Source organism: Marinobacter koreensis (assembly GCF_023156285.1).
Lineage (GTDB): Bacteria > Pseudomonadota > Gammaproteobacteria > Pseudomonadales > Oleiphilaceae > Marinobacter > Marinobacter koreensis.
In genome coordinates this window covers 168,354-180,816 of sequence record NZ_JAKZAJ010000004.1, presented here as the reverse complement: position 1 = coordinate 180,816, position 12,463 = coordinate 168,354, and the positions used below count along the sequence as shown (strand labels likewise).

Here is a 12,463-nt window from a genome sequence, read left to right as displayed (position 1 = left end):
GCCTTCCGGCCGGTGGGAGCTAGTCCTCGCCGGCCAGTTTTGCCCTCATACGGAGTGTCACCAGAACGGTGTTGAGGTGGGGCACCGGGATGCCGTGGCGCTCGGCAATCGTCACCACATTACCCAGTACGGCATCCCGCTCGATCGCTCGCCCGTTGAGATAGTCCAGTGCCATGCTGTTCTTGTACGGCGGCATTTTCCGCGTGCCCTCGATGTTCAGATCAATCAGCTTCTCATCCATCGGATAGCCTTCGGCCTCGGCAACCGCCATCACCTCCCGGATCATGGCGCGGATCAGGGCCTCACCGCCTTCGGTGTCCAGAATGGTTCGGGTATCGGCGCCGTTAGCAATAACCGAGAGCGGATTGAACGGCGTATTCCACAGGCATTTGCGCCAGCGTTCGCCAACCACCTGCTCGGTCAGGTCAATCCCGATGCCGCCCGCCTGGAACAGGGCCGACAGTTCCCGACAGTTGTCGTCAATGCCTTCTGGATAACGCCCCATGACCAGTTTGCCGTAGGCCTTGTGCTCCACCACCCCCGGTTCGGTACGACTGGCTGCAATAAAGGCGAGGCAGCTGATCAGCGGATGGTCCGGGTAGGCGTCCGCCAGCTCCCGCTCGATATCCAGGCCGTTCTCGATCAGTACCAGCCGGGTGGATGGTCCCATCCAGGGTTTGACCAGGGCAACACGATCCACACCGGGGAGCACCTTCACGCACAGGATCAGATAGTCCGGATAGTCTTCGGGCGTTTCACCATCCCGGTAGACATGATCCGGACGGTACGACAGGTCGCCAAGGGGGCTGCTGATACGGATACCCTGTTCTTTCACCACATCGTATTCGGAGCGCAGCACCGTGCTCACCGAACAGCCGGCCTTTTTCAGAATGGCTCCGTAAAAGCTGCCAATGGCACCGGCGCCAACAATCAGAATGCTTGGTTTGTCACTCATGTTCCGGGAATTCCTCTTCAGGGATAGCGATGGATCATCGGCGCACCGGCGCCGATCCGAGATGGGCGCCGCCATCAATCAATACCGTTTCGCCGGTGGTAAGATCGCCACCGATGATCAAGCCAAGGCACACATCCGCTACGGTTTCCGGCGACGCGGTCTTTTTCAGCGGAGCGGCCGCCTCGTATTTTTCCAGCATGGTCTGGTACCGGGTCTCGCCCAACCCCTGTTTCAACCACTCACCCTGGACAAACCCGGGACAAACGGCATTGACCCGGACCTCCGGGCCAAGGACCCGTGCCAGCGAGCGCGTCATGGTGATCAACGCACCCTTGGAGGCGGCATAGGCGATCGAACTGCCGACGCCGGCGAGGCCTGCAACCGATGCCATGTTAATGATGTGACCGGAGCCATTGGTGCGCAAGGCTTTCTCGGCGGCCCGGGTCATCTGAAACGGCCCCACGGTGTTCACGGCATAGAGGTCGAGAAAATCCTGTTGGTCCAGGCCCTCCAGATCCCCGTGCGGACAGAACTTTGTGGTACCCGCATTATTGATCAGGATATCAATCCGGCCAAAGGCCGCCATGGTCTGGTCAACCAATCGTCGGCAGTCATCATCAATGGACACGTCGGCCTGACAGACGAGTGTCCTGACGCCCTCTCGCTCACAGGTTTCGGCAACCGAACGCGCGCCTTCTTCGTTGCGGCTGTAGGTGATCACCACGTGGCAGCCGTACTGGGCGAATAACGTTGCTATCGCGGCACCAATTCCAGACGAGGAACCGGTAATGACCGCGACTGAATCTTTCAGCTTCATGGTGCCTCCTCTGCTCGGCCCTGCACTCACTCTCGTCGATACCAACAAAAAGGGGCAAGCCATCGCTGGCCTGCCCCCATGGTCAGATGGCCGGTTTACTGCATCGGTACCATCTTGATCTTGCCGTCTTCGACCACGGCCATGTCCGGCGTGGAGACAAACCCGCCGTCCTCGGTCACGTCAGTGACGTCATACGGGCGCTTCATCGCCGGCATGCTCTTGAGCGCATCGCCCAGAGCGGCACGGATGGTCTTCGGATCGGTGGACTCAGTTTCGTCCATCGCGGTCACAATGGCGTTCAGGGCCAGGTAGTTGTACGCAGCCTCGGAACCCGGGGTACGGTCAAATTTCTCCTGGTAACGCTTGATGAAGCTCTGCGCCGCCTCATCCTGGAAAGCGCTCAGCGGAACCACGCCCACGGCGCCATTCAGCATATCCAGACCGCCGGCAACCTTGGACACTTCGTCAATCTTGGCCTGGTCCATGATGATAAAGCCGCCCTCGAAGCCCATCTGGCGCGCCTGCTGAACCACCAGACCGGTCGGCTCGGAAGCACCGCCCACGAACATCACGTCCGGCTTTTCAGCCAGTACGCGGCTGACGCCGGTGAAGAAATCCGCAGACTTGTTGTAGTCCATCGGGTTCTCGGAGACGACTTCACCCCCTTTGGCCAGCCACTCTTTCTTGATCATGGACGCCCAGATCTTGGCGTATTCGTGGGTGGCACCGGCCATGCCCAGTTTCTTGCCTTCGTGCTCCAGCGCATAGCTGGTGAACGGGTCCATGTAGCTGTCGAACGTTGGCGGAATCCGGACCGTCAGCGGATTACCCTTCTTGGTGACGGTGGGCACGCTGGTGTAGGCCATGACCAGGAAATCGTCTTTCACGTTGAATTCCTGCAGCGCAAACACGCCGCCGGAATGCGGCACAAAGATAACCGGCGCGTTGTTTTCCTGTTTCAGACGCTTGGCGTTGGTGGCCGCCTGCGCAGGGGAGTAACGGTCGTCGAGGGCAACCACGTTGATGGTGGTCTTCTCGCCATTGAGATCGAATCCGCCGGCGGCGTTGATCTCATCTGCGGCCATACGCAGGCCGGACAGGGTATTTTCCCCGTACAGGGCGGCGCCGCCACTCAGCGGACCGGTGAAACCGATGGTGACTTCACCCGCAAGGGCTCCGGTGGCAATGGTCATGCCCAGAGTTGCCGTCGCGACTGCCTGACCCAGTTTTTTTACTATTTTCATTGTTTTCTCCTGGTTTATTGCGCTCGTCATTGCTCAGTGTCCGGGACTCGTCAGGCCCCGATGTATGCTTTGCGTACCTCTTCATTGCCCAGCATGGCTTCCCGATCACCTTCCATCAACAGGCGCCCGTTCTCCATGACGTAGGCCCGGTGAGCGATCTTCAGGGCCGCAAAGGCATTCTGTTCAGCCAGCAGCACGGTGGTGCCCAGGCTGTTAATCTGTTGAATGGTTTCGAACATCTGCTTGACCACCAGCGGCGCTAGGCCCAGGGAGGGCTCGTCCAGCATCAGCAGACGCGGGCGGCTCATCATCGCCCGTCCGATCGCGACCATCTGCTGCTGGCCGCCGGACAGCGATCCCGCCGGCTGACCCGCCTTGTCCTCCAGAATCGGAAACAACTCCAGCACCTCGTTCAGGCGTTTCTTGTTGCCATCCCGATCCCGACGATGGACATACGCGCCCATCATCAGGTTCTGGTGGACGCTCATCTGGGGAAACAGCTTGCGGCCCTCGGCACACTGCACCACACCCGAAGAGACCACCGCATTCGGCTTCATGCCGTTCAGGTGTTTGTCTTCGAAACGGATGTCGCCGGCGGCCGGTTTGATCAGCCCGCTGATGGCGTTGAACAGGGTGGACTTGCCGGCACCGTTGGCGCCAAGCAGAACCACCAGTTCGCCGGTGTCGACGGTCATGCTGATGTCAGAAAGGGCCTTGAAGCTGCCGTAGCAGACATCGAGATTCTCAAGCTGCAGCATCTTCATCACCTCCCAGATAGGCTTCGATCACAACCGGGTTATTGCGGACCTCTTCCGGGGTGCCCTCGGCGATTTTCTCGCCGTGATCCAGCACCATGATTTTGTCCGCCAGGCTCATGATCATGTCCATCTTGTGCTCGATCAGACAGACCGTCAGGCCGTTGTCGACCATCTTGCGCATGAGTTCGGCAAATCCCTGGGTTTCCTCCGGGTTCACGCCCGCCGCCGGTTCATCCAGCAGAACGATTTTCGGATCGGTCGCCAGTGCCAGTGCAAAGGCCACCCGCTTGCGCTCTTCCTGGGTAATGTCGGCAATGAACTGCCCCGCGACATGAGTCAGACCCACGAAATCCAGCGCTTCCATCGCCTTGTCCCGTGCCGCCTTTTCTTCACGCTGCAGGCGCTTGCTGTTGATCAGCACGTCCCAGAGGCCGGATTTGGTGCGCAGACGGTGCCCGACGATCAGGTTGTCCAGCACCGAGGCCTGTTCAAACAGGTTAGTGGTCTGGAAAGTGCGGCCAACGCCCAGTCGAGCGACCTTGTCCGACGGCATATTGGTGACATCCGTCCCATCCAGCAGGATGCGTCCGGATGTGGGCTGGTGCAGGCCGGAGATCAGGTTGAAAAACGTACTCTTGCCTGCCCCGTTGGGGCCGATAATGGCGTTGATCTTGCCCGCCTCGAAATCGACGGAAACATCGTTGACCGCCGCCAGGCCGCCAAACATCTTGGTCAGGTGTTCCACTTTAAGCATTGTTCTTCACCTCCCCGGAAGTGGCGGTCTGGACCTTGCTCGCTTTTTCCTTTTTGGCCGGTGACAGGGTCTGGGCCTTGTGGTGCATCCAGGTCAGGAACTGGCCGGTAATGCCCCGCGGGAAGAAGATAACCAGGACCACCAGCAGTGGGCCGAACAGGATCATCCGGTACTCTTCAAGGAACTGCAGGGACTGGGTAATCCAGACAATACTGATGGTGCCCAGCAGCGGCCCGGTCAGGGTGCCGATGCCACCTACCAGCAGGTAGGTGATCATGTCGAACGTATGAATGATGTTGGCCTCTTCCGGCCCGATGAACCGAACCATACCCGCGTAGAGGGCACCGGCCAGACCGGCGTAGGTGGTAGACAGCACGAATGCCAGTACCTTGTTGCGCATCAGGTTGATCCCGAGCGACTGGGCCAGCTCATCACCATTGCGGATAGCGATGAAGGTGCGCCCCAGCAGGGAGCGGGACAGACGCCCCATGAACCAGATGGAAAACACCAGGAACGCCAGCACCAGGTAATAGAAGGGAGTGGTTTCGGTGAAGTCGACCACGCCGAACCCATAGGGTGCGGCGATGTCCCGCACACCCACCGGTCCGTGGGTGAGCTCTTCCCACTTGTCCATCAACAGATAAATGATGAAGCCGACACACAGGGTGAAAATGGCAAAGTAGTGTTCTTTGAGACGAAGTGACACCACGCCCACCAGGAATCCAAGGACTGCCGTCACCAGCAGCGCGGCGACAAACGCCGGCCAGAAGCTCCAGCCTGCATCCGAGGTCAGCAGGCCCAGGGTGTAGGCACCGATGGCAAAGAATCCGCCATGGGCCAGGTTCAGCTGGCCGCAGTAACCGGTGATGATGTTAAGGCCATACACCGCAATCGCCCAGACGAAGGCCGACGCCATCACGTACACCTGGTACTCGTTGCTGGCCAGGGCCGGAAACACGATGGCCAGGGCCAGCAGCGCCATCTTGGCGCCGGGCTTCATAAAAAAGCTTCCGAGTTTGAACAACATGGTCAGTGCGCCCCCTTCGCAAACAGGCCCTGTGGGCGAGCAGACAGAATCAGAACCAGCAGACCGAAGGCGATGATGTCCTTGTAGGCCGTGGAGATGTAGAAGCCACCGAACGCCTCGGCGAAACCGATGATCATGCCGCCGACGATGGCCCCGGGCACGCTGCCCATACCACCAAGGATGATGATCACGAAGGCTTTCATGATGACCAGGTGCCCCATGGCCGGGTAAACCAGGTTGATGGGCGCATAGAGGCTGGCTGCGACTGCTGCCAGTGCGCCGGAGATGCCAAAGGTCATCATGGCCACCCGGTTGGAGTCGATCCCCACCAGGAACGCCCCTTCCCGGCTCTGGGCCATGGCGATGATGGTGGCGCCGGTCATGGTCTTGCGCAGGAACAGCTGAAGACCGATCACCAGGGTAAAGGCGCCGACAATGATCAGCAGGCGCTGCTCGGGAATGATCAGGCCGTCAAAGTTCATGATGCCGGTGAAGGGCGAGGACATCCGACGGAAGTCCGATCCCCAGAACATCTGGATAGTCGCCTCAAGGAACAACAACACCCCGATGGCAGCAATCTTGTCGTGTATCGGGGGAGAATTTCGCAGTGGATGGAACACCAGGCGCTCACACAGGATGCCAAGGATGGCGACCACCGCGGCGGAACCCGCCATCGCAACCCAGTAATGAACACCAAGGTCCACCATGAAGAAGTAGGACATGAAGGCCCCGACCATATACAGCGCGCCGTGGGCAAAGTTCGGAATGTGCAGAATTCCGTAGACCAGGGTGAGACCGAGCGCTACGAGACCGTAGATGCTGCCCAGGGTCAACCCGTTGATGATTTGCTGGAAGAAAAGGTTCAAATCTGCCCCTCCGTGTTTGTTGTTATCGGATGGTTTGAGGCTTTAAACCGCGGGGCGGGCTCACCCCGCGGCGTTACCTGAAACAATTACACTGATCGTTTCGCATGTCAACATAATAAAATTATGTTTCGCTCTGCGTACTTTTTGTTAGGTTAGTGACTATTCAGGCCTGTTTTTTCCACTCCTCTTCCTGAAGGGCGCGCCACATCAACTTGCCGGTAGGCGACTTCGGCAACTCATCGACGAACTCGATGATGGTGGGTACCTTGTAGGCCGCCATCTGTTCCTTGCACCAGCTGGTGATGTCCTCTTCGGTGGTATTGGTGTCCGCTTCCGGGGTCAGCACGATGCAGGCCTTGACTGTCTCACCACGCTTGGGATCCGGGGCCGAGATGATGCATACCTCATGGATGGCAGGATGGCGGTACATCAGGCCTTCCACTTCGGACGGCCATACCTTGAAGCCGGAAGCGTTGATCATCCGTTTCACGCGATCCACCATGAAGAAGTAACCATCCTCGTCGTAATAGCCCAGATCGCCGGTCCGGAAGAACCGCTTGCCGTCGATTTCAACAAACGCCTTCTCGGTCTCCGCCGGCCGGTTCCAGTAACCCAGCGTGACCTGCGGGCCGCAGGAGACGATCTCGCCGGTTTCCCCGGGGCCTTTCTCCTCCAGCGTGTCCACATCGATGATCCGGCAATCCACATCAAACACCGGGATACCCAGACACTGGGCCTTCGGATGATCGGGGGGATTGATGTGGGTGGCAGCCATGGTCTCGGACAGCCCGTAGCCCTCGATGTAGTCCAGGCCGGTCATCCGCTTGAGTTTCTCTGCCACCGCTTCCGGCATGGCGGCACCGCCCCCGCCAATGGTGTTCAGGCTGGTGAGGTCGTATTGGCCAATGTCCGGGTTGGACAGGAAATCCACCGCCATGGTGACGATGTTGGTCCAGCCGGTCACCCGGTAACGCTCGATCAGCTTCGCCGCGGTGGTCCGATCCCAGCGGGTCATGATGACCGAGGTGGAGCCGCTGTAGATCGGGCTGTTCATGGACCCGGTCATGCCGGTCACATGGAAGAATGGCAGCGTCGAAAGCTGCACCGTGTCCGGCGTACTCAGGTTCCAGAACGCCCGGTGCAGGGCCGTCGCCATCACCGACCGATGGGTGTGCATGCAGCCCTTCGGTGCGCCGGTGGTGCCTGAACTGTAGGGAATCACCGCCAGATCGTCCGGCTGAGCGGTATGTTCAGAGGGCTTGTGCCCGGACGCCATTGCGGTGTCCCAGCTGACAACGCCCGGAATCTCTTTCGACCAGGCAGGCGCGGCCACTTCCGCCGGCAGGTTCAGGTCGGTTTCCAGGTTGATGTAGGTGTTGTAGGAGGCGACTACCACCTGCTCCAGGTTGGTTTCGCCGATCAGGGGTACGATAAAGCTGGCCAATTCCTGACCCGCCAGGCACAGCGTAGCGCTGGTGTCGGCGATGTAATGCTCCAGTTCCGCATGGCGGTTCATGGGATTGACCGGAATCACCACCGCATCCGCGCGCAGGATGGCGTAATAACCAATGACGTACTGGGGCGAGTTCTGCATATACAGCAGCACCCGGTCACCCTTTTTGACGCCCTGGGCCTGCAGATACCCGGCCATCGCCTCCACTTCCTCATTGAGCCGTCGATAGCTCATGGGCGCATCGTAGAAAATGATGGCGGTGTGGTCCGGATAGCGCCGGGCGGAGATCTCCAGGTTGGTATACACACTGGTTTCCGGCAGCGTCATGGTCTTGGGCAGTTCCTTCGGCCAGACGTTGTAATGGCGTGTGAACATGTTGATTAGTCTCCCCGGTTTGATGCGTCGGCCGCGCCGGCGGCCAGGTCGAAAGTATCAGTGCCCCCTGGGAGGGGGTCTTCGTGTCGTAATGGCGTGATGGCGATGGCCTTTTCCCTCAGCACGGTCACGTCGGCATCGGGTGCCACGATGTGCCGGGAACTGCGTTCAAAGCCCAACCACCAGTAAGGCAGGCTGCGGGCATCCTGACCCGCCAGCAGCCGTGGCCGCTGTATGGATCCGGTGGACTGCCGGCACCAGCGTGCCTCGGAAATCTCTCCTGCGTCGCAGGCGGGAAAATTCACGTTCCAGCCCCGAACCCGGTCGGTCTGGTACAGACGGCGAATGATCGATTCGCCGTAGGTCTGGACCGGTGACCAGTGAATCCCCTCCCGGTTCAGGAAGGCCTGACTCAGGGCAATCGCCGGAATGTTCATGTGCAGGGCGCTCAACGCGGCACCGACTGTGCCCGAGTACTGCACCGAATCGCTGATATTGGCGCCACAGTTCACGCCAGACAGCACCAGATCAGGTGGCGTCTCGCCAAACCACTCCGCCAGCGCGTAGAGGACACAATCCGCCGGCGTCCCGGACAGGGCATAACGTTTCTCCCCGGACCGGTAGACCCGCAGCGGACTGTGAATGGAAATACTCTGGCCGGCACCGCTGCGATCGTGCTCCGGAGCCACGATCCAGACCTCCTCGGCGAGGTGACGGGCAATTCCTTCCAGCACCGCAATACCGGGGGCGTTGATACCGTCGTCGTTGGTGATCAGGATGCGATTGACAATAGGGCCTTTCATGGCGCTCTCTCCCTTCACTGTTTCTGTCCGTCGCAGGCAATCTGCCAACCGATATCCGCGAGCAGACTCGCCCGCTTGCCCACTTCCAGCGCGTTTGCGTTGGCCGCATTGCCATCCAGCGCACGCTTGTAGACACCCTGCAGAATGGCCGCCAGCCGGAACAGTGAAAACGCCAGGAACACATGCCAGTCGTCGATGCCGTCCCGACCGGTTCTGGCACAATACCGGGCAATGGTCTCCTGCTCATCGGGAATGCCCAGGGCTTCCAGGTCCTCGCCCCGAAGTCCCCGCATGCCTTCCATATCCGACGGCAGGTAATAGGGCAGGCAGTAATAGGCCAGATCCGCCAGCGGATGCCCTAGGGTAGACAGTTCCCAATCCAGGATTGCAATCACCTCGGGCTTATCCGGCGCCAACATCAGGTTCCCGAACCGGTAATCGCCATGGGCAATCGAGGTCTCATCCTTCGCCGGCAGATTTTCCGGCAGCCAGGCCATGAGATTGTCCATTGCCGGCAACTCATCGGTCTTCGACGCCAGATACTGCTTGCTCCACCGGGACACCTGACGGGCCACATACCCTTCCGGCCGCCCGTAATCCCCCAGCCCGATGGCGTTCACATCCACCGAATGCAGCGCTGCCAGCGTATCGATGGCCGAGTGATGCGCCGGCATCCGATCCTGCCGGTCCAGCGCCCGAAGCGCGGAATGGCTGATGATCCGGCCTTCCAGGAAATCCATTACATAGAAAGGCGTACCGATGACAGAACTGTCCTCGCAAAGCACTCGCACGCGCGGCACGGGAACCTCCGTATGGTCGTGCAGCGCGCCCATTACCCGAAACTCGCGCTCCACCATATGAGCGGAGGGCAGTGTCTTCCCGGGCGGTTTTTTGCGCAGCACATAGCGGCCGCCATCCGTTTCCAACAAAAACGTCGGATTGGACTGCCCGCCCTGGAACTGCTTGACCTCCATACGCTGGCCAACCTCTGGCAATTCCGCTTTCAGCCAATCAAGCAGACGTTTCTCGTCAAATTTGTGAGCGGGCAGAACCTCCACCAACTCCGGTGCGATACTCATGGATTTCGTTGCCTTCAATTTGTTCGTCGCTGCCCCACTGCGGGGGCGGCGGCCGTCGGGTGGGGTGTCTTCCTTCCGGGAAAAATAACTCGCTTCGCTCGGACATCTTTTTCCCTGCACGAAGACACCCCACCCACCGGCCTCGTCATACTGTGTTATCAGTCGCCTTAACAGATGGTTTCGCCACCGTCCGCGACGATTACCTGGCCAGTGATGTAGGCACTGGCTTTGGTGGACAGAAATACTGCAAGGCCGGCGATATCGACCGGGTCGCCGATGCGGCGCAGCGGGGTTTTATCCTCGGCGCGTTTTACGCGCACCGGGTCTTCCCAGAGGGCCTTGGCAAAGTCGGTCTTGATAAGGCCGGGTGCAATAGCATTCACACGGATGCCCTGTGGCCCCCACTCCACCGCCAGGTTTCGGGCCAGTGCGGCTTCCGCCGCCTTGGAGACGCCGTAGGTACCAATAACGGTGTTACCCCGCAGGCCAGCGATGCTGGACAGCAGGACTACGGAGCCTTCGCCCTTCTTCGCCATCTGCGGCAGCACCATGTTGGTCAGCCAGAACGTGCCTTTGACGTTGGTGTCCATGATCTTGTCCCAGGCATCGTCAGTCAGTTCGGACGTCGGGCCGTAGACCGGGTTGGTGGCGGCGTTGCACACCAGCACGTCGATGTCGCCCCAGGCTTCGTTGGTCTTGTCCACCAGGTTCTGGAGGTCTTCTTTCTTACCAACGTGGCAGGGAATCGCGATGGCTTCATAGCCCTGGGCCTTGAGTTCACTGGCCACCTGCTCGCAGACCTCGGCCTTGCGGCTGGAAATCACGACCTTCGCGCCACACTTGGCCATTTCCTCGGCTATAGAACGGCCGATGCCCTTGGTGGAACCGGTTATGACGGCAACCTTGCCGGTCATATCAAAAAGCGGATTAGTCATTCTTCGATCCTCATGCACAAACCCCGGAAAGCGGGCGGGGCGGTGTCCTTCCGGGGCTGTGCAGAACAGGGATGTTCTGCTCAAGCCTACAGGGACGTATTCACGGCGTGCCCCGGAAGGACATCGCCTCGCCCGCCACCCCCGAGGTGTCGGTTATCGGTTTTGGCGTTAGCGGTACTGCCGAAGCTCCAGCTTGGCGACACTGTCCAGATGCACCTCATCCGGGCCATCGGCCAGGCGCAGGGTACGGACCTTGGCCCAGGCACCGGCCAGGAAAGTGTCCTGGCTGACGCCGGCACCGCCGTGAACCTGAATGGCACGGTCGATGACCTTCAGCGCCATGCTTGGCGCAATCACCTTGATCATCGCAATTTCCTGACGGGCCACCTTGTTACCCACGGTGTCCATCATGTGCGCGGCCTTCAGCGTCATCAGACGGGCCTGCTCGATCTCGATCCGGCTGCGGGCGATGTCCTTACGGATGGAATCGAACTCGGACAGTGGCCGACCAAAGGCTTCGCGGGCATTGGCGCGCTTGCACATGGACTCCAGGGCGCGCTCGGCCACGCCGATGGTACGCATGCAGTGATGGATACGCCCCGGCCCAAGGCGGCCCTGGGCGATTTCGAAACCACGGCCTTCGCCAAGCAGAATGTTGCTCGCCGGCACCCGGACGTTGTTGTACTCGATCTCGGCGTGACCATGCGGCGCGTGGTCATAACCGAATACCGTCAGCGGGCGGATCATCTTCACGCCCGGGGTATCCAGCGGCACCAGGATCATAGACTGCTGCTGGTGCTTGGGCGCGTTCGGATCGGTCTTGCCCATCACGATGGCGATCTTGGACGTGGTGGTCATGGCACCGGAGGACCACCATTTGCGACCATTGATCACATACTCGTCGCCCTCGCGACGGATCTCACAGGCAATATTGGTAGCATCGGACGACGCAACTTCCGGCTCGGTCATGGAAAAGCACGACCGGATCTCGCCGGCCAGCAGCGGCTTGAGCCACTGTTCCTGCTGCTCTTCATTACCGTAGCGGGCAATGGTCTCCATGTTGCCGGTATCCGGCGCGGAGCAGTTGAACACCTCGGGCGCCATCTCGGAGCGGCCCATGATTTCGCACAGATGCGCGTATTCGAAATTGGTCAGGCCCGCGCCAAACTCACTCTCCGGAAGAAACAGGTTCCACAGTCCGGCCGCCTTCGCCTTCACCTTGAGCTCTTCAATAATGGGCACCGGCGCCCAGCGGTTTTCCGCTTCCTCGATCTGCTGGTGATGCTTCTCTTCATTCGGATAGATGTAGGCATCCATGAAGTCGTTTAGCTCGGCCTGGAGCTTCCTGGCCTTCTCTGACAGCTCGAACATGTCCGCGTCCTCTTGTTGTGTTGTCC

At 59.9% G+C, this 12,463-nt stretch carries 12 protein-coding genes; all 12 read right to left on the bottom strand.

Going from position 1 to position 12,463, the window contains the following annotated elements; all coding sequences use genetic code 11:
• Nucleotides 1-19: 19 nt before the first annotated feature.
• Entirely contained in the window at nt 20-955 is a 936-nt protein-coding gene (locus MLD04_RS12130; protein ID WP_248158667.1) for a ketopantoate reductase family protein, read from the bottom strand.
• Nucleotides 956-989: 34 nt separating this feature from the next.
• Entirely contained in the window at nt 990-1,772 is a 783-nt protein-coding gene (locus MLD04_RS12125; RefSeq protein WP_248158658.1) for an SDR family NAD(P)-dependent oxidoreductase, read from the bottom strand.
• A gap of 95 nt (nt 1,773-1,867) precedes the next feature.
• Nucleotides 1,868-3,016 (bottom strand): ABC transporter substrate-binding protein, encoded by a 1,149-nt coding sequence (locus MLD04_RS12120; RefSeq protein ID WP_248158654.1) that lies wholly within the window; start codon nt 3,014-3,016, stop codon nt 1,868-1,870.
• Between the two features lie 50 nt (nt 3,017-3,066).
• Nucleotides 3,067-3,774, bottom strand: coding sequence for an ABC transporter ATP-binding protein (locus MLD04_RS12115; RefSeq protein ID WP_248158651.1), 708 nt, complete (start codon nt 3,772-3,774; stop codon nt 3,067-3,069).
• A complete protein-coding gene (locus tag MLD04_RS12110; RefSeq protein ID WP_008940320.1) occupies nt 3,761-4,528 on the bottom strand; it encodes an ABC transporter ATP-binding protein in 768 nt (255 codons plus the stop codon). Before MLD04_RS12110 ends, MLD04_RS12115 begins: the two co-directional genes overlap by 14 nt.
• A complete protein-coding gene (locus tag MLD04_RS12105; protein ID WP_248158649.1) occupies nt 4,521-5,528 on the bottom strand; it encodes a branched-chain amino acid ABC transporter permease in 1,008 nt (335 codons plus the stop codon). The genes MLD04_RS12110 and MLD04_RS12105 overlap by 8 nt, the downstream gene beginning before the upstream one ends.
• Nucleotides 5,529-5,557: 29 nt before the next feature.
• Nucleotides 5,558-6,421: a branched-chain amino acid ABC transporter permease gene (locus tag MLD04_RS12100; RefSeq protein WP_008940318.1), complete on the bottom strand. Its 864-nt coding sequence runs from the start codon at nt 6,419-6,421 to the stop codon at nt 5,558-5,560.
• A 163-nt stretch (nt 6,422-6,584) separates the two neighbouring features.
• On the bottom strand, nt 6,585-8,249 hold the full coding sequence (locus MLD04_RS12095; protein WP_248158647.1) for a long-chain fatty acid--CoA ligase: 1,665 nt from the start codon (nt 8,247-8,249) through the stop codon (nt 6,585-6,587).
• Between the two features lie 5 nt (nt 8,250-8,254).
• A complete protein-coding gene (gene surE, locus MLD04_RS12090) occupies nt 8,255-9,052 on the bottom strand; it encodes a 5'/3'-nucleotidase SurE (protein ID WP_248158644.1) in 798 nt (265 codons plus the stop codon).
• Between the two features lie 14 nt (nt 9,053-9,066).
• On the bottom strand, nt 9,067-10,131 hold the full coding sequence (locus MLD04_RS12085) for a phosphotransferase (RefSeq protein WP_248158641.1): 1,065 nt from the start codon (nt 10,129-10,131) through the stop codon (nt 9,067-9,069).
• 167 nt (nt 10,132-10,298) lie between these two features.
• On the bottom strand, nt 10,299-11,066 hold the full coding sequence (locus MLD04_RS12080; protein WP_248158638.1) for an SDR family NAD(P)-dependent oxidoreductase: 768 nt from the start codon (nt 11,064-11,066) through the stop codon (nt 10,299-10,301).
• Nucleotides 11,067-11,234: 168 nt separating this feature from the next.
• A complete protein-coding gene (locus MLD04_RS12075) occupies nt 11,235-12,437 on the bottom strand; it encodes an acyl-CoA dehydrogenase family protein (protein WP_248158635.1) in 1,203 nt (400 codons plus the stop codon).
• Nucleotides 12,438-12,463: the final 26 nt, after the last annotated feature.